This is a genomic window from Marinobacterium aestuariivivens (assembly GCF_042661465.1).
Classification (GTDB): domain Bacteria; phylum Pseudomonadota; class Gammaproteobacteria; order Pseudomonadales; family Balneatricaceae; genus Marinobacterium_A; species Marinobacterium_A aestuariivivens.
Genome location: NZ_JBHSWE010000002.1, coordinates 396,860 through 413,035, shown reverse-complemented (window position 1 = coordinate 413,035; position 16,176 = coordinate 396,860). Strand labels below are relative to the sequence as shown.

Annotated in this window: 18 protein-coding genes; 5 read left to right on the top strand and 13 right to left on the bottom strand. The window is 51.3% G+C overall.

Features of this window, described 5'->3' with window-relative positions:
- Positions 1 to 268: 268 nt before the first annotated feature.
- The 6 genes from ACFQDL_RS32850 to ACFQDL_RS32825 all read right to left on the bottom strand — a co-directional run bounded on the left by ACFQDL_RS32850 (position 269) and on the right by ACFQDL_RS32825 (position 5,145).
- On the bottom strand, positions 269 to 424 hold the full coding sequence (locus tag ACFQDL_RS32850) for a hypothetical protein (protein ID WP_379914189.1): 156 nt from the start codon (positions 422 to 424) through the stop codon (positions 269 to 271).
- Between the two features lie 40 nt (positions 425 to 464).
- Positions 465 to 707, bottom strand: coding sequence for a hypothetical protein (locus tag ACFQDL_RS32845; protein WP_379913648.1), 243 nt, complete (start codon positions 705 to 707; stop codon positions 465 to 467).
- 822 nt (positions 708 to 1,529) lie between these two features.
- A complete protein-coding gene (locus ACFQDL_RS32840; protein ID WP_379913646.1) occupies positions 1,530 to 2,057 on the bottom strand; it encodes a hypothetical protein in 528 nt (175 codons plus the stop codon).
- Positions 2,050 to 2,556, bottom strand: a complete 507-nt coding sequence (locus ACFQDL_RS32835; RefSeq protein ID WP_379914187.1) for a hypothetical protein — start codon at positions 2,554 to 2,556, stop codon at positions 2,050 to 2,052. Before ACFQDL_RS32835 ends, ACFQDL_RS32840 begins: the two co-directional genes overlap by 8 nt.
- Before the next feature lie 419 nt (positions 2,557 to 2,975).
- Positions 2,976 to 3,152: a hypothetical protein gene (locus ACFQDL_RS32830; protein WP_379914185.1), complete on the bottom strand. Its 177-nt coding sequence runs from the start codon at positions 3,150 to 3,152 to the stop codon at positions 2,976 to 2,978.
- Positions 3,153 to 3,747: 595 nt separating this feature from the next.
- Positions 3,748 to 5,145 (bottom strand): replication initiation protein, encoded by a 1,398-nt coding sequence (locus ACFQDL_RS32825; protein ID WP_379913640.1) that lies wholly within the window; start codon positions 5,143 to 5,145, stop codon positions 3,748 to 3,750.
- A 1,996-nt stretch (positions 5,146 to 7,141) separates the two neighbouring features.
- Here ACFQDL_RS32825 and ACFQDL_RS32820 point away from each other — a divergent pair.
- The gene (locus tag ACFQDL_RS32820) at positions 7,142 to 7,390 is read left to right on the top strand and encodes a hypothetical protein (protein WP_379914183.1); all 249 of its coding nucleotides are present in this window, start codon (positions 7,142 to 7,144) and stop codon (positions 7,388 to 7,390) included.
- 1,033 nt (positions 7,391 to 8,423) lie between these two features.
- Here ACFQDL_RS32820 and ACFQDL_RS32815 read toward each other — a convergent pair.
- From ACFQDL_RS32815 to mobI, 3 genes are read right to left on the bottom strand one after another with little or no spacing between them, the layout of a single operon-like run.
- On the bottom strand, positions 8,424 to 9,497 hold the full coding sequence (locus ACFQDL_RS32815) for a plasmid replication protein (protein ID WP_379913636.1): 1,074 nt from the start codon (positions 9,495 to 9,497) through the stop codon (positions 8,424 to 8,426).
- A 10-nt stretch (positions 9,498 to 9,507) separates the two neighbouring features.
- Positions 9,508 to 9,819 carry a hypothetical protein gene (locus ACFQDL_RS32810; protein WP_379913634.1) on the bottom strand — a complete coding sequence of 104 codons (312 nt, stop codon included), beginning with the start codon at positions 9,817 to 9,819 and terminating at the stop codon, positions 9,508 to 9,510.
- Positions 9,816 to 10,436: a conjugative transfer protein MobI(A/C) gene (mobI, locus tag ACFQDL_RS32805; protein ID WP_379913632.1), complete on the bottom strand. Its 621-nt coding sequence runs from the start codon at positions 10,434 to 10,436 to the stop codon at positions 9,816 to 9,818. The genes ACFQDL_RS32810 and mobI overlap by 4 nt, the downstream gene beginning before the upstream one ends.
- A gap of 456 nt (positions 10,437 to 10,892) precedes the next feature.
- On the opposite strand from mobI, the gene ACFQDL_RS32800 reads away from it, so the two are divergent.
- The 3 genes from ACFQDL_RS32800 to ACFQDL_RS32790 are packed head-to-tail and all read left to right on the top strand — an operon-like array spanning position 10,893 to position 12,702.
- Positions 10,893 to 11,873, top strand: coding sequence for a ParM/StbA family protein (locus tag ACFQDL_RS32800; RefSeq protein ID WP_379913631.1), 981 nt, complete (start codon positions 10,893 to 10,895; stop codon positions 11,871 to 11,873).
- A gap of 27 nt (positions 11,874 to 11,900) precedes the next feature.
- Positions 11,901 to 12,209, top strand: a complete 309-nt coding sequence (locus ACFQDL_RS32795) for a hypothetical protein (protein ID WP_379913629.1) — start codon at positions 11,901 to 11,903, stop codon at positions 12,207 to 12,209.
- A 22-nt stretch (positions 12,210 to 12,231) separates the two neighbouring features.
- Positions 12,232 to 12,702 (top strand): H-NS family histone-like protein, encoded by a 471-nt coding sequence (locus tag ACFQDL_RS32790; RefSeq protein ID WP_379913627.1) that lies wholly within the window; start codon positions 12,232 to 12,234, stop codon positions 12,700 to 12,702.
- Positions 12,703 to 12,774: 72 nt separating this feature from the next.
- On the opposite strand, the gene ACFQDL_RS32785 is transcribed toward ACFQDL_RS32790, so the two are convergent.
- From ACFQDL_RS32785 to ACFQDL_RS32770, 4 genes are read right to left on the bottom strand one after another with little or no spacing between them, the layout of a single operon-like run.
- A complete protein-coding gene (locus ACFQDL_RS32785; RefSeq protein ID WP_379913625.1) occupies positions 12,775 to 13,440 on the bottom strand; it encodes a FlhC family transcriptional regulator in 666 nt (221 codons plus the stop codon).
- A complete protein-coding gene (locus tag ACFQDL_RS32780) occupies positions 13,437 to 14,081 on the bottom strand; it encodes a transcriptional regulator (protein ID WP_379913623.1) in 645 nt (214 codons plus the stop codon). The genes ACFQDL_RS32785 and ACFQDL_RS32780 overlap by 4 nt, the downstream gene beginning before the upstream one ends.
- Entirely contained in the window at positions 14,059 to 14,631 is a 573-nt protein-coding gene (locus ACFQDL_RS32775; protein ID WP_465264029.1) for a transglycosylase SLT domain-containing protein, read from the bottom strand. The genes ACFQDL_RS32780 and ACFQDL_RS32775 overlap by 23 nt, the downstream gene beginning before the upstream one ends.
- Before the next feature lie 16 nt (positions 14,632 to 14,647).
- Entirely contained in the window at positions 14,648 to 14,920 is a 273-nt protein-coding gene (locus ACFQDL_RS32770; protein ID WP_379913622.1) for a helix-turn-helix domain-containing protein, read from the bottom strand.
- 692 nt (positions 14,921 to 15,612) lie between these two features.
- Here ACFQDL_RS32770 and ACFQDL_RS32765 point away from each other — a divergent pair.
- Positions 15,613 to 16,152 carry a hypothetical protein gene (locus tag ACFQDL_RS32765; RefSeq protein WP_379913620.1) on the top strand — a complete coding sequence of 180 codons (540 nt, stop codon included), beginning with the start codon at positions 15,613 to 15,615 and terminating at the stop codon, positions 16,150 to 16,152.
- The last annotated feature ends 24 nt before the right edge of the window (positions 16,153 to 16,176 follow it).

The window sequence follows — 16,176 nt, the reverse complement described above, 5'->3', positions numbered from 1 at the left end:
CTGCCAACTCAACCCCTTCCTTATGTACCCAGTACCCGGTACGGAACCCGATATCCGCCAACTCTTTTTCATTCACTCCTTTGTCCAAGAGCAGGGAATATGCGAAAGGGGCACGAATCTCTGCCATATCAGACCCCAATAATTCCCTTCAGAACGCCGCCAACCTGCTGGCACAGGAGGCTAAATGCCGGTGTCAGCACCATTGAGGTCAGGGACATGGCAACTGCCATGGCTGGCACCTTCCGGACCAAAGGAATCGCCCAGGGCATCAGAGCGCATTGGGCAGCCACAATGGCGCCAAGAGTTCCCAGTTCAGGAAGGCGACACTCTGTAAAAGGATGAAGACGCACTGGGCGAAACCAGCCTGCATCAGCTTGCTATTGTCGATCTGTCCGGAACGAACTGTTTCTGCGGTTTTAGTCATCGTTCTATCCTTATGCTACGTCAGCTTCCCGAAGAACCGCTCATAGATCTCCGGATCCGCGCTTATCAATTTCCTCGAAGGCCTTCGATGCGGCCTTCCTTCGCCGACTTGCCCGAAATCGCATCAGGCCCTGCGACTCGATCTCTTCCTTTACCAGGCCCCAAGTCAAGAACCACGCAACGAAGCCAAGAAGAATGCTGAGTCCGATTTTCTGAAAGAACAGGGCGGAAGCGGATGCTGCGATCACCGCCACCGTCATTATGCTTCGCTGACCACAAGCCATGGGCACCTCCTGGGATTTACGATACACGAATCCCAGAATATGCAAGCCCGCACTTTTGACCTTTTTGGGTACTTACAGCGATTTCTCAGAATCTTTCACATGTGAAAGATTTCAGAGCCCCGCAGGGTCACACCATTCTTGGAATCTGCCACGTCTACGGGACAGGACGGATCTGTCTCTTTCCAGGTATCTAGGATTCCCCCTGCACGAGCAGGGCAGGCAATCTTTCACATGTGAAAGATTTTCTGTTTAGTGCAAACTCCCGTCGCAGGCGCATTGCCTCTGTTTGCGTCCGCTTTGCAGGGCCTTGTACCGATGCCACAGACCAACAACGGTGCTTTCCGGCAGCAGGCGTACTGGTATGTACCGGATAATTTCGTCGTTCCCTGTTTGCATAGCGATTCGGACATATCCTCGGTTGCTGACACGGTACTGGGAACCGTACATGCGCTCCAAGATGATCCGATACACAGAGAGTTGAATAATGTCTGACTTGTAGATGCGAAATGACTCTCGGGCTTTTGTATCCACCGGTATAAGGAGGCCCTTCCGCGTCCTGAAAACCTGGTCGACACGACCGTGCAAGGGGACTGGCGTAGAGGTTCTGACTTCCTGCTCATTCAGGAAGAGGATCGCCCCTCGTAGCTCCCGAGGCATATTCTCCTTATTCCACCAGCGGTACAGCTCTGCCATGTCCGCCCGACGCAGGAGTTTCGCTGACTTCCGCCAAAGGTCGGCTTTGGCGATCAAGTAAGGAGCCAAGAGCAGAGCAGCCCCCATAGCAGCACCGTCGTCATGGTATATCTCCAGTCCGCGAAGATTCTACCGGCCAAACCACTCGGGGTGCTTGCGTTCATCTATGTCACGCACCTGAGCCGAGTACATCAGGACTTCAGCAGCTGTTAGAACGATGTTCGGTGTCCTCAAGATCAAGGGTCTCAAGAATCCAACATGTCCATGGTGCGGATAAATGTTGATGACCAGATGCAGACGCTCGTCAATCGCTGAGACTCGGCGCCAACTCCGGTAGGTCTCCGTGGCTTTAGCGTATCCGACTAGACCAGGAACAATGCGCTTTTCGTCTTTAACGTTCAACTTGCCATCCGCCGCGCTTAACATCAGATCGGCAACGACTCCAGCCAGCAATTCGGGGGTCATGTGCAAAGGCAGGTTGATCACCTCGAAATCAGACTGCTTGATGGTGAATAGCCGGGTATGGTCGTTGCGGTAGTCCCGCACGTACAAGAAATGGCTCTCGAATGGATTGCCATGATTGAAAGCATCCATCCCCCAACCAGCTGCCTCCAGTTGCGCTGTCGCTACCTCTTTGTCGAAGTCAAATTCAGACATCAGGATTTTCCTCTGCAAACCCTCGTGGAACTTTCACATGTGAAAGTTTTCCCTCCGTCATGACTTCCAAGACAAGAGGGTTGATGGTGTCCATCCGTTCGCGGTAGCTGCCCTCATAGTTGAGATCTGGCCAGGAGCTGGGATGAAACACGCCATGCGGTATCCGGTCTTCGTCGCCGAGCCACATACGTAGCCTGAAGTCCACGATCCATCCATCGGCCAGCTGAATCCAGTGTGGCGCGCAGTTGTTGCCTGTTTGTTTGTCGCGTACGTACCCCAAAAGGCATCGGTGCCGTATACCTGCCTGGGTGAGCACAACGCTGATGGCATAGGTCATACCATCACACTCTAGTGGGGCATCATTTAGCGCATCGAGTATCAGCGTTAGCTCTTCATGCCACTCAGATTCAGTGTTCATCGTTGTACCAACCCTCGAAGTTTTGCCGTCCACATCGATTCCTTGTTCTGGTGCGATGCCCCCGTCAAAGGCCGAGTGCATAAGAGACTTCTCCTGTGCTTGGTCTATCCGCTTTTCTCTGTTCGCTCGTAAAGGTCTCATAAAAGCACTTTACGATTTCACCAAGGCGACTTCCCGCCTTTCTCGGCTTTTAGAAAGGTCTCTTTGGAGCGCTTTTCGAGGCCCTCGTGATTCGCCTATATTACAGCATTATAATTTGATACTGTAAATAGCCAAGAAATTTTAAAAGAACAGCGGGTTGAGAGTGGGAGATCTACAAATGACTCACGCCTATGACGATGCTCCTTGATGTGTCCAACGAGGCGAAACCAATAGAGATCGAGGACGCAGAGGTAGTAGAGCAGGGATGTTTGCTGGCATAGAGGGATTGGCTCCAGCCACCAAACGTTAACACTAATCTTTGCTGGCTTTCACGGAAAGTCGGGGGAGGCAACTGTGCCTTAGCCAAGCGATCTCATGACCAGCCTGTATAGCGGATCGATGACCACCGAAAGCGGCCAAGGCATGTCGCGTTCAATCTGCGCCGCAACCTCATGCAGAGCCCGGTTGTATTCAGAAAAAGCCCAATCAGCCGTCCTGGCCTGGCCAATTTCCTGGGCGACGCTCAGCGCATCCAACTGGCACTGATGCTTGGAGAGAACCCGCCTATCGGCGTTATCGTCCAGCCCCTATTGCAACTGTCCCACGCCCTGTAAACCTCAGGGGGAGTGGCCCTTTCCAGTTCGCTCTCTGCGGTCTCAAGCACATTGTTGGCAGCGCTGATTGTTGTGGCAAACTGATAGCAGATCACAAGAGCAATCGCACCAATCACGAGGGCACCCGCTTTCCAGAACGATGCCATTAGGAACCGATGCATATTCGTCTTCTCCTCATTTACGTAGCCTCTATTCCTATAAGACGGGTAAAAGCCGAATAGCGGACAACCAAGGTGAAAAGAATTTCACGGCCCTGGGGAGCCGCGGTCAATACCAGATTTCCAGCCTGTTACCGGATCTAACGGAAACCTGATCATTGATGCCGTGGACGCAATGTTCGACAGACCCAGGGTCTCTGAACCAATCGGCAAGGTCGTTGACGAAGAGACGGCGAAGCATGATAAGGAACGCTTGTCGGATCTTCCGACTGATGCGGTACTTAACAGCAAACTCCGGATACCCGAAGTTTTCTGCCAACTCCACAACTATCCATCGAGGGCGCAGCTGGCAGGCTCCCTCACCAATCAACATCCTTGATGTCCATCACAGCTTCCGTCACGGCCTCTCTCTTGGAACGGGCGGTCTGCTTGGCGCCAGCGCTCTCGCTGTCTTTCTTGACGCGCAAGGTGCGGTAGAGTTGGTACATCATGTCGATGCTCTCGCACTCGAAACCGTTCGTCAGGAAGCTGTCCTGATCTTCAGCTGGCAGCGTGAGCCAGAGCTTGAGCAACTGGTCGCGGAGGAAGTCGGCCTGCATCGCCTCACGGACATGGACACCTGACTTCAGCTGCGCGATACCGGCATAGTCCTCGGAGAACGCCTTGCGCAGCCAACTCGATGCCCGTGTCACCTTCAGCCCATCTACCAGCTGATCGTGGTAATACTCGACATTGCGTTGTAACCGGGCCTCGGTGAAGCTGTTTTTCAGCTTCGTGCGAGCGGCTTGCGTAAAGGTCTGCACGAGAGTCAGTTTCCAGTCCCCGCTGCTGGAGGGCACCATTGTTGCCATGATCCGGAAGCGGATCGTCTTAACGGGTGCACGTTTGCGCCCCGGCCCAATGCGATCCGGCAAGCTGTAGGTGAAGGTGAGATCGCCACCGTCCATCTGTTTCTGCACCCTGCGTAGCAGATCACGCTCGAACAGCGAGAACCGGGGATAAGCTTCCGGCGCTATCGCCAGCATGTCACGCAGCTCCTGATAGTCGATGTCCTTGTAGGCCACCAACACCCCGGACTCCACCGCCTTCAATGATAGGGCTGCCCGCAGTATTTCGTACATGCGGATGGCGTGGCCCGACGACATCGAGATCACGCTATTCAACTGGTAGTAAGTGAAATTGCCACGGAGGTCTACCAGATAGTCCTTCAACCGTTCGTTGAACACAAAGGTAATCAGGTTGGCCTCGGCGTTGTAGATCGCTTTCTGGAACAGGTTCACCTTGACGAAGCTGTCATCGGCCTTAGGCCGGGGGATAGGCCGTTCAGGCCGCCCCTCTCGTTTGGCGGCGCTGCGCTCGGCGCGTACGGAATCCTCCCAGTCCTTGTCGATGTACGGGACCTTGACCACCACCGACTGTAACTCGTTGGTCAGATCGTCCACCAGCTGGAACATCGCCTGCCGTGACACTTTGACCAGACGGGCCAGCTCGGTGCGGGTGAAGTTGACGGGTGGGAACTCGTTGCTGCGGGGATCAAGCTGCGCCAGTACGGCGGAAAAGGTCTTCAGTGCAAGGGTACGCATATTGAACTGACCGTGGATCAGCTCGTTGCGTTTGTAGACCAGCGCGTTTCGCTGCTCGGACAACTCTTGCGCAAACAGGTCGTCCTGAACCTGAATGGCCTCAGGCACGAACGAACGTTCCGCTGTTGCGTCGTTCACCAACTCGCCCTCTAGCACGGTATCTTGCTCATCCATACAGGTGCTCAGTGTTCCCTTGACTGCCCATTAGGGCATTTCCTCAACTCAGTTAGTAGGATAAAAATCGTCAAGCACGTCACGCTTAAGGGAGCTTTATAGCTGCACCAGCCACACAACTCAAGGGATTTCACGGGATAAAGCGTGAGCTGCTTGACGGTTCAAGGTCCGAAAGCGTGCTCTAATTGACGAATATCCCGACTAAAGCGTGCTCTAGTTGACGCATAATGCTGCGGGCACCGAGCTGTCACCGGGAACCCCATATTCCCACTCCCGCCATCTCAGAACCCAGTGCTGGCGCGGACCGTAGTAGGTGACAGCCGACCCGGAGGCTGACTTAAGCGGAGCTAGTGGTTGACGTTATACGGAGCCAAAGCGTGATCTAGTTGACGTGAATGCGGCGGCCTTGCGGGAAGCGGAGCCCCGATATGACATTTTTTCTCGCTCCCTCGAACGGACTGTCTAGGTTACGACCAGAAGCATGTGCTGGCGTAGCTCAAAGCGGAGCACTTGTTTGACGTTTTTGCGCCTGGAGGCGTGTCGCGTCAACTGGCGCACGCTCAGAAAAGGCTAAAGAGGAGCCTGTAGTTGACGCTTCGCAGTCCAGCAGCCGCCAGTACCGGTCGCAACATGAGCGTACAGGCCCTTACCGGAGCGGATAGTTGACGCTTTTGCAACGCAAGGTGCTTTGCGTCAACGGGACCACGCTTAAACCGCTTCCAAGTGGAGACTCTACTTGACGCGATCTGACAATTAGTCGGAAGCGGCCATGGGTGACCAGCCTTTTCGAGTGTGGCGGCATGTAGTGGAGCTGTTACTTGACGTTATCCATTGCCAGCCGGGTTCCGAGTCTACAGGCACTCGCCCAAACCGGAGCTTCTACTTGACGTTACGCCATGCGTCTCCAGTAACTTTGTCCCGTTATAGCGAATGTTCGAGCAAAGCGGAGCGCCTTCTTGACGGTTTTTGCGACTTGTGGCGCCTTGCGTCAACTAGATCACGCTCAAACTCGCCTAAAGCGGAGCCTCCACTTGACGCAATCACCCTTACCAGTCTCGAACAGCCGGTTCTGTGCGGTCTTGATGGGACAAACGTCAACTAACGCACGCTTTTACGCGGTAGATCGAGTAAGACGTCAACTACCACACGCTTTCGCGTCAATTAAAAGCCGCTGTGTCGTCAAGTATGCGACGCTCTTCTGTCAACTAGCACACGCCCCAGTGTCAAGTAGCTCACGCTTTGGTCTCCGGAAAGCGTTGAAAAACCAATGACTTATCAACGCCCCTAAAGAAAACATAAACGGCAAACGAAAACTGTAAGTAGTTATGTTCTACAGCGACTGCCGATTGATAGCGCTCTGAAGTACCTTGCTGCTCACGCTAGCGGCAGGAGGCTCTGACTCTGACAGGGTCTGTTTTGAACGCAATGCAATTACAGCTCTGAGGTGCTTTCATTTCAGACTTGGTCGCTGGGGCACCTCTGCGTCGTCAGAACAGTTGATGAGACCAATCTGCGTCACCCGGCCACCGTTTCCAGCGTTGGGAACGATATGTATATGACCCAAATATGGCCTCCCAGAGCCCTTCTGGCCGTATCCCCTTTCCACTCCCTGTAAATCGCTGCTAGGGCCTTCCAAGGGCTTTGGGAAGGCATGCTATGGGGAATCATTGTCTGTCCTCGTTCGATTACCAGGATTGGGCAATAGGTTACGTCGTGTGTACTGATCGTGCGGAGTCTATGGTGATAAGACACTGCACGGAGAGAACCATGGAAATCATCGAGTTGATCGTTGTTGGCTGGCTGATCTCAATGCTTCTTGTGAGGCGATCCTCTCACAAAGGGTTGGGGGTCGAGTTGACTTGGCTCCGCAGCCAGAGTGGTGTTCTGTAGGGGAGTTGCTGGTCTAACTGCAGGCTTTGCACTAGGAGCTCTTGTTGGCCTGGGATTGTCTTCGGGTTTGCTGAAGGCTTCTGTCCTGAGGGAGCATGTGTACATTGTGCTCCCGGTCGTCTCTCTTTGTGGGCTCGCTTCACTTCTGGCCTTTCAGAAGGCCATGCAGTTCTTTACAGGCAAGGAGATCAGTCTCGTGGCGACCGTTAGAACTGTACTGATCGAACTTGGTTATTACGTTGCGTTCGTTGTTACCTTGTCCCTGGTGATCATGATCGTGCTCTCGTTGATTGAGTTTTGGCCGATACTAGGTCCTGATTATTTTCTGACCGTTTTTATGGGGACAGAGGGATAATTATAAAATTCCTTTTATATGACTAGGGTTAGAGAAGGGTTAAAGAAGGTTAAGCTGCTGTAAATCGCCCTGAAGCCCTTACCCTGCCTGAGTTTGAGTCTTTGAGCCGATGCAATGAACCTATAGAAACCGATGCAATGGACCTCTAGAAACCAATGCAATGAACCTACATAGCGTACTTTCGGGGCTCCACCTTATCCACACCATTATGATGCGGTAGAGGCATTTCTGCTTCGTTTGGGCGCTTTTCCCCATACCGATGCGGCGAACCTATAGACGTTGCAGTGGCCCGAAGCAAACCGATGCTTCAAACCTACAGAAGATATCCACTTTGCCCCCTCCCTAGACTGAAACCGATGCAGCGAACCTATAGGTTTTCTGGTTGCTTTCTAACCGATGCAACAAACCTACAGAAACCGATGCAGCGAACCTACATACTGTAGAGTACGTTTTCCCTGGGTTACCCACCGTTTATGTGGGTATCTATTCACTGAGTCATGATCTTGGTGAATCATATTTTGATCCTCTGATGTCATGTTCAGCTTTGTCAACCCGTGTCAATCCCCGTCAACTGCCTGAAACCGATGCAGCGAACCTATATATCGGAGTGTGTCGCGTCAGAACCGATGCAGCAAACCTATAGACCTGGCAAAACCGATGCAATGTACCTACATACTTCGAAGAAAACCGATGCAATGAACCTACATATAGTTCCCTTTAATATCAATTGGTTAGATTAGATTTCTTACAACGGGGGGCTCATCGCAGAGAATTGAGTAGCATAGTGTTGAGCTTCTTAGAGGGCCTTTTGGGGCTCTTTTCGCCTCTTGTTGCATCGGTTCTGCAAACCGATGCAGCGAACCTATATGCCAGCGGAGGTGTCATCTGCGAGGCTCTTGCGCGTTCATTGCGCTGTAGGCCAAACCAAGCAGTTACCTACCCGTTTTTGGGCCGCCTATGAAGTGGGGCGGGGCGGGGGTAGCTGATTGTGCAAGGTGGGGGCATGCAGTTGTAAAGGGGCTATATTGCCCCTCTACTTGCTCTTGATGCCCTTGATGTCGGTGAATTCCAGCCCTTCTCTTATGATCCGCGTCTTCAGAACCTTATTGCGCTGGTTGGCCTTGATAACTTCTTTCACGAAGTCGGTGTGAGGGTAGATGGTGAACCTGGCGTCTATCACCTTCTGCTTCCCTTTGAGGACCTTCTCCTCCTCGTATCGCTCGATAACCTTGTGCTTTTTGAGAGTGTCTAAAGCGCCTCTCATGGCTCTCAAGTTCTCGCCCATTTTGCTGGTGAGCCCTCTAGGACTTTGATCAAGAAAGGCGATGAGAGTTGGAGTGTATGGATGTTTTTCGCTCGCTTGTGTCCAGTACTGACACATCCTTTTATAGAAGAACCGTGCTAGCGGAGAGCGGATATCCATCCCGACCTGGTAATTGTACTGTCGGAATGTGAGGTTCATGATCGACTCATTTACCAGCGGGTTGAACTGGACATAGCACTTTGCGCCCTTGCGGTCTTTCTGCAGGTCTTTTCGGGTCGTCAGCCCGAGCAGACCAAAAAGGCTTGAGTTGATAACTGATTCGCCGTCCTCTGAATAGCATTCTATGATGGATCCTCGGCAGACAAAAAGTGCCTCTTTGATTTCGGCAAGGCTGTAGGTATGTCCCATCCGTTCAAGTTCTTTCATCAACTCGTAAAGAGTGAAGCTCACCCCAGCCTTGTCGTTCACGTATATGCCTTGCCCGTTCACTGCAATTTTGCGCAGGGCATCTTCTACAAGCTCTTCACGTTGCCCTGGATAGATCAGTACCGTCCTGTCACCCTTGTCGATTAGGGCAGGCTTCAGCTTCACCGTGATCCTCTCACCTCGGATAGTACAGTGGCGGGTGATGCTCGCGGACTTCAGGTCTTCGTGCTCGCGTGTCTTACCCCATACATACTTCGGTATGGCGTCATAGATGTCTACTGTGTTCGAGTAGTCACGCTTTCGCCCGGATGGCAGGTCGAATTGCGTAAACAGATCCATCTGCTGGCTGCGCTTGATATCCAGCGAGTTTAGATCTTCATCTCTATCCTGGGCCGGGGCGTTCACAGTTGTACTCATTCAAAGTTCCCTATGTTGTCGCTGCTGCCAGCAAGGACAGGAGGCCTGCGGCAATGGCAAGCGCCAGAACGATATCCTGACTAATTGTTCTAGTATTACGATGCTCCATCATGTAGGTGTTCGCTTCAAGCTCAAATGCTTCGTGAGTAGCATATCCTCGCTCAATCGCAGCCTTATTTTGCCGGATGGTCTCCAAATCGGCCATGCTCTTCGTGCTGGCCCGCGAGCGCGTCCGTGGTGCCTGGTGGCGCTTGCCGAACGGCTTTACCAGCATCTCGCACTTACCGAGCTTTGCGAGCTCTGTTGCAGATACCGATGTCATTTCGCGTTACCTCCTGCTTGCGCTGCCCCACCGGATTCGGCTTCGTGCTGTAGGGACGGTTCTCGTTTTGAGTCAGGGGAGGCTGGCCCGTCATCAAAGCACTCTGCGAGAATTTTTTCATAGTCACGCAGGTTCTTTTTTATGGCCGACAGCAGAGTAGCTCTCTTACGCAGAAGCTCGTATCCGTCTTCAACTGTGCCGATTTGGTCCCGTGCCCATTTGGGCTCATTCTGAAAGTGCGAGTCACTGTACCTGCTTCCCCGGCCCTTGCGCAGATAGGTGGAGAAGATCTGTTTGGGCTTGCCTTCCCCGAGATATTGTCGCGCATTGTTCCGGAACCATTCGAAGTGCAGTGTTCCCTTGACTATGCGAACCCGCGTCCCGAGATAACAAGGTTCGTCATCTTCCTCTCTGGCGTCTCGGTTTGCCTCCCAGTAGGAGTCCGCCAGTTTTAGCCCATCGAGTGCGATTACTCGCTGCTCCCTGTCGATCATTGCTCTGACAGTGCGAAGGAACTCCTTTGATTCAGCCAAAAGCTCTGGGTCTCTGACCCACTGGCGCTCCGCTTCTTTGCCGTTCTGGAGCAATTCCTCCAACTCTTCTAGCGTCCTAAACATCACTTCCCTCCTAGGAGAACTATCCATGTCCTTTCCACATAACTATCTATGTGGAGATCAACCATATAATCTCACTAAAAAACCACCATCGTTATCGTATCCTATAAATAATATCTGTCAATCATTCTCCTATTTATGTGGAGAAAGAATGAATAGGTAAAGTCTGCGATAAATGCTAGAGTATTTTGCGAATATAGATCTCCAATTTATGTGGAGATAAACAAATCGAGTATTCAAGGCTGCTGTCGTGAGTCTGCTGCTTCGCGCATTCGTCAGTGCCCGGAGAGCATCCTCGACGCGCTTTTCGTTGCTGTCTCGCCCAAAAAGCCCCTTGCGAGGCTCTTTGCGCCCCTTTTGGGCAATTCGGGACGCCTCTCAATTGCTTTGATGCCTGTATTCTCGTACCTGGGTCTTTTTACGGGCTGTTATGAGCCCTTCAAATCATTGGAGGAACGAATGTTTGTACTAGGTCTGGATATTGGGTACTCAAACCTGAAGATCGCGATGGGCTCAAAAGCGGAGGGGATGTCCACTCGCATACTGCCCGCCGGAGCAGGCAGTATCGACCTCATGCCGAGAACCGTAAACGCAGGACTGGGCACTGACTTCTTACAGGTACACATTGACGGTCAGAAGTGGGCCTCTGGGGTTGAGCCTGACCGGTTGCAGGGATGGGAGAGGGAACTCCACAAAGACTATAAAAGCACTGATGTTTATAAAGCCTTGTTCTATGCGGCGCTGCTAATGTCCGAGCAACACGAGATCGATGTGCTGGTGACTGGTCTTCCCGTCAACCAGGCAAACAGCGAAGCACAGCGAAAGGAATTGGCTGCGTTCCTGCTGGGTGAACATAAGATCACCCCAAAACGTGAGGTCCTTGTCAAGGATGTTGTTGTCGTGCCTCAACCAGCAGGAGCGTATATGGACATCGTTCATGACACCGACGATGAGGGGGTGTTGGAAGCTATCCAGGAAGGGAAAACTGTCGTGATCGACCCCGGCTTTTACAGCGTGGACTGGGTTGCTCTCGTCGCAGGCGAGATCCACTACCGTTCGTCTGGAACAAGCCTGAAGGCCATGTCTCGCGTCATCCAAGTTGCGAATGAGCTGATACACGACGAACATGGGGGTGCCCCTGGAATAGAAAAGATCGAGAAGGCAATCCGGACTGGGAAAGGCATGACCTATCTGTTTGGTCAGAAAATCGACCTTTCTGAGTACATGTCCCAAGCTGCGCACACTGTAACCCGAGAGGCTTTGACCTCGATGCGCAAAACAATGCGTGAGGACGGTATGAACGCGGATGTCGTTTTGCTCGCTGGAGGCGGTGCTTCAGATTACGCGGAGGCCGCGAGAGAGCTCTTCCCAAAAAGTCGGATCATTGAGTCCAAGGATGCCGTACTCTCCAATGCTAGAGGCTTCTGGCATTGTGGCTAAGGGTAGGCGTAGAAAGAGGGAGGGAGAATGGATAAGCGATGGGATGGGAAATTCTCGAACCTGAAGATTTCCGAGCAAGGATTCCCTGAGCTCTTTCGGGAGCTGGAGCGGTTGCATCACAAGGAGCGTAGCGACCGCCTACGCTCGCTGGCAATGATAGGTCTTTATTCTCTGTATAACATCGGCCAGAATAACTCAGGCTCTCCTGTATCCGCGCCTCACCCGGCCTACGGGGTGGTTGACTCTCCACCGGATAACGAGATGCCTTCGCAACTGGATGCGGCTAAAAAGGAATTGAAGGGGCGCCTCCTCGGATCGGTGGAAATAATTAATTAAATGTTCAAATAAATTCTTGATTATGAATGAAGATAGCTCTATCCAGGACGATAAGTGCGAAGATTGCATAAGGAATCTCAATGTAAATCAGAGGCGCGATCTAGTAGTCTCTGAGCTTAAGAGGAAAAGTAAGATAAGGGCGATATTTAAGGACTGCCCAGTTTCTGAGCTGTCCTCCATATTAGAGCGTATGCAGGCTGTTTTTGAAGAACGTATTCAGGAAGACGAGGAGAAAGCTGCTAGGGAAGCTGTGCTTATGGAGAAGGCTCAATCAGTATTTCAGGTAATGGCGGAAAAGGGTATCGATATTGAAACGCTGAGAGAGATACAGAAGCAGCAAGACACCACATCCGCTATACATCCGAAGGTCAAATATATTAAGGATGGTGTTCCCTGGAGCGGACAAGGACGAAGGCCAGCACCGTTCAAGGGGCTTTCTGACTTTGATTTAGAAAAATATCGGAAGGTGCCACAAAAGATCGATGAAAAATGATAAAAGCCCCTATTAAAAGGGGGCTTTTTACTCAGTATTCATGGTCATACTAGTATCTTATAGTCATTCGCCTTAGCCAAATTCAAATTCCGCTTCCATAGCAATTATGGACGCATCATCCCGCCCTTCAACCGGTACTGAACCGCACAGCCCCTCTTTTGCTTCTGATACTGTGGGCTTTCCAGTACTATCGGTCTTAATCTTGTTGTGCGGTTCGTAGCAAAACGGGCAGTCAATTCCTGTACTTTGGTGGATTGAGGTGAAAAAGTCACAGTGACAGCTTCTGCACGTCTCAAACATAGCGTCTCCTGAACGGAGCTCGGATGCCAAGCACCAAGCATCTGAGATAGTGAATGTCACGTTCCGGATGTTGGGATCGACCTGCTCCATCTCGCAGAGAAGCGCGTGGTACATACGGTACGCTCGATTCAGATACGTCACGCAGGTAGTGGTCATGATGGCATCTCCGCCGACCTCGCGATAGAACTGCATCAATGCCGAAGCATGTAGCTTTGCTAGTTGGTTTCCAAGCAGCGTTGCACCACTACGGAGTGTGCGGGTAGTCCTATTTATAGCGGCTTTCAAGCCTTCCTCTTCGAGTTCTCGATACAATCGACGTATCTGCTTGTCCGTCAATCCAGTTTCCAAGATGATGATACGTGTGACGTACCCCATTAGGGCCATTTCACGAGCAGTGACCCAGCGTTTCAGCTTACTAGATTCAGCAAGCTTGCTCATCTTTCTACCCCTCGCATAGTTAGCCCTCTGGTGATGGATCTCTGCCGAGCCGACATTGATTGTTGATATTTCCTGAAAAAGAGCCTGGCCCTCATAGGAGTCTCCCTATTCTCGATGAGTAATGGGAGCAGCTGCGATTCGAAACGCAGAGTGAATGCCGTCACTATAGATGTTGCTAGATGCCGCAATTGGTTATCAGTTGCCTCTGATACGGCCACGGCAAGACGCGGGCTTACACCAAAGGCCGTCGATGCAACTAGGTGATCCCGCTGAGCCATTCGCTTTAGCAACAACCAATATGCGGAATCAAACTCGGACCCAACTGAGCGCTGTAGCTGGATGGTCTGGTCATACTCTTTTCCGAGATGTTCGGTGATCTCCACTTCGCTCGTCTGGAGTCGGAAACTGATAAGAACACCGGAGGCAAGTTGCTTCAAATCGTGCTCTTTGGCGCAGGAGAGCGCCCGAACAGCCTCTGTTGTGAGGTTGAATTGGTGTTGAACCTTTTCGGGCGCTGCTTTAGTCAGGGTCGAAAGCAGGCTCCACAGCGTGAGGTCGAACTCATAGAGGTTCTGATCTGGGCGCTGTTCTGTTACCTGAATCGCTCTATTATCGAGCTCAGTTATCGAACTTTGCAGCATTAGTATTCTCCGGTGAAAGGTTTAACAGTTGTTGATATATGGAGAGAACCCTTCTGCCATAGGTTCGAGAGCGATGCTCTTCCGCCCAGTTGTGATAGCGACCTATGCCTAGTTCCAAGTCATTAGGAGAGGAGTTGATAGTTTCTCTCAGGATGGCAGCGCCAGTGTCCAGATTCTTCTCCGGATCTAAAAGGTCAAGTGGATCTTCGACCCGGTGCCCATTCCAGAACAAGTTGATCTGCAGGAAGCCTATATCAATAGAACTGCGCTCGCCGTTTTTAGCTATTATGTCCTGCAGCTTAACAGCCGCAGCCTCTTTGGTGGGTGCGTAAAGCGGACCTTCTGATGACCTCAGTGTCCAAGGCCAGGGCGAGATTGTGTTATCACCACGACCTGAAGCAGATTCAGCAAGGGCGACGGAATAAAGTAGTACTGGATCTATCCCATACTTATCAGCAGCTTTCTCAAACTGTGTCCCCGTTACATCAAAGCCAAAAGAGTATGCCGATACAACTGAAGTCGCGACAGCAGCCAAGGTTCTCAATGTCATTTTCACGCGACCGCCTCTACGCGCTTCTGGGAATAGGAATGAGAGTTTCTGGGTCGTAGCGCTCTGGCCAAAGTTCATTGGGTCTCTTCTCAAGGGCCTCTGCAATTACGTACTCCCATCGCGGGTTGCTACGCACTAAGGCTGTAGACACCGCTTGTCTGGAAGCGTCATGTCGCCTTGCAAGGGAGGCAATGCTTATCCCTCTGATCTTCAACTGGTACTTGATCCATTCGCGGCGTCGTTCGGGATCGTTTGGCACCCCTCCGGGTTGTTGGTTCTCATCACTCATTACTACGCAACTCTCAGTTCACAGTGTTTCGTGGATTCGCGGGGTTTCTTTCCTTTAATAATGCAGTGTCGCCAAAAGGAGACATCTTTGAATTGGTGCCTTTATAATGCCGAAATTGCATTTAGTCAATACCCAAAACTGCATTCAGAAAATAGCGAAACTGAAAGCGGAAAATGCAGTGTCCGCCTGGGTTTGCGGGCTTTATAGCGGTTTAATAGTGTTTCGTGTAGTGAGATGTAATCTAGAAATTGCGTTTTCGAAGAAGCGAAACTGCGTCATAGAAGATGATAGTGTGTATAGCAAAGTGCGCCGAAGAGGCAAGAGAATTTCTTGTTCTTCAACAACTTGCTAAGAGTGGACTTTAAGAGAGGTTCTTGCACAGTGCAGGGGGAAGATGCCTAATAACACCAACCTGCTTACATGTTATTGACGTTTCTTGCGTTCGTCAACCCTGTTCATGATTTGAATGGAAAACTTTGTTTTTATGTCGGCGGTGGTTCAGGAAAAGAAATATTTTTGTCGGTTGACGAGAGTTTGTACCGACAGAACATAATTGGGCTGATTGAATATTACTGGTCGGTAGGGCGATAGAGAATCTTTCACATGTGAAAGATTTATGATTGCTCATCTAGTAGCCAGTTGCATATTTTGATCCTGTGATATACTGAAGGTAAGAGATGGGGAGAAAAGATATGATCAGGTTTCGGAATTTTCGCTTATTTCTTTATTTTGTGTTTGCTCTCATGATTGTTTCTAGTGTTTCTGCATTTAGGGAGAGCGTTCTGCTAGGCACTGCCCTAATCGCTGTCCCTGCCATGTACATGGTAATTAAGATGTCCATGACGGTAAGCAAGAGCAAAGTTGGTTTGGCATTTCTTTTTCTGGGTCTAGGTATGCTGGAAATATACCTGGGGATCGCCAATACCTTGCCGATTTCCTGGGTGCTAGGTCTCGTTGGCTTCGTCGCAGTACTGGGTTTCCGCTTTGTCTCGGTGCTTGTGGTTAACTTTCGTAATGCTTTCCAGCGCGGCCCAAATGGTGAAGTTCCGTTTCCCAAGCTGCCTCCGCGCACTACTAGCTTCTCTTCAGCCTACGGATTTGGTACTTCAAAGGCTGGGGCAACCACTCGTGGAACCAGCGATTCTTTTGAGGACTCTGACCTCAATCGCCAGTTTGAAGGCCCGAACCCGTTTATTTCTGAAGATGACCCACATGGCGACTACATGCGATAAGGCTCGGGCGGCTACCGAGTAGCC

What these genes read in the sequence shown, in the direction of transcription:
- ACFQDL_RS32825 (WP_379913640.1), bottom strand. Translation starts at nt 5,145, where the DNA reads ATGGATGAGCAAGATACCGTGCTAGAGGGCGAGTTGGTGAACGACGCA.
- ACFQDL_RS32790 (WP_379913627.1), top strand. Translation starts at nt 12,232, where the DNA reads ATGAATGAAGATAGCTCTATCCAGGACGATAAGTGCGAAGATTGCATA.
- ACFQDL_RS32785 (WP_379913625.1), bottom strand. Translation starts at nt 13,440, where the DNA reads ATGAGCAAGCTTGCTGAATCTAGTAAGCTGAAACGCTGGGTCACTGCT.
- ACFQDL_RS32845 (WP_379913648.1), bottom strand. Translation starts at nt 707, where the DNA reads ATGGCTTGTGGTCAGCGAAGCATAATGACGGTGGCGGTGATCGCAGCA.
- ACFQDL_RS32780 (WP_379913623.1), bottom strand. Translation starts at nt 14,081, where the DNA reads ATGCTGCAAAGTTCGATAACTGAGCTCGATAATAGAGCGATTCAGGTA.
- ACFQDL_RS32800 (WP_379913631.1), top strand. Translation starts at nt 10,893, where the DNA reads ATGTTTGTACTAGGTCTGGATATTGGGTACTCAAACCTGAAGATCGCG.
- ACFQDL_RS32850 (WP_379914189.1), bottom strand. Translation starts at nt 424, where the DNA reads ATGACTAAAACCGCAGAAACAGTTCGTTCCGGACAGATCGACAATAGC.
- ACFQDL_RS32770 (WP_379913622.1), bottom strand. Translation starts at nt 14,920, where the DNA reads ATGAGTGATGAGAACCAACAACCCGGAGGGGTGCCAAACGATCCCGAA.
- ACFQDL_RS32810 (WP_379913634.1), bottom strand. Translation starts at nt 9,819, where the DNA reads ATGACATCGGTATCTGCAACAGAGCTCGCAAAGCTCGGTAAGTGCGAG.
- mobI (WP_379913632.1), bottom strand. Translation starts at nt 10,436, where the DNA reads ATGTTTAGGACGCTAGAAGAGTTGGAGGAATTGCTCCAGAACGGCAAA.
- ACFQDL_RS32835 (WP_379914187.1), bottom strand. Translation starts at nt 2,556, where the DNA reads ATGCACTCGGCCTTTGACGGGGGCATCGCACCAGAACAAGGAATCGAT.
- ACFQDL_RS32795 (WP_379913629.1), top strand. Translation starts at nt 11,901, where the DNA reads ATGGATAAGCGATGGGATGGGAAATTCTCGAACCTGAAGATTTCCGAG.
- ACFQDL_RS32765 (WP_379913620.1), top strand. Translation starts at nt 15,613, where the DNA reads ATGATCAGGTTTCGGAATTTTCGCTTATTTCTTTATTTTGTGTTTGCT.
- ACFQDL_RS32815 (WP_379913636.1), bottom strand. Translation starts at nt 9,497, where the DNA reads ATGAGTACAACTGTGAACGCCCCGGCCCAGGATAGAGATGAAGATCTA.
- ACFQDL_RS32775 (WP_465264029.1), bottom strand. Translation starts at nt 14,631, where the DNA reads ATGACATTGAGAACCTTGGCTGCTGTCGCGACTTCAGTTGTATCGGCA.
- ACFQDL_RS32840 (WP_379913646.1), bottom strand. Translation starts at nt 2,057, where the DNA reads ATGTCTGAATTTGACTTCGACAAAGAGGTAGCGACAGCGCAACTGGAG.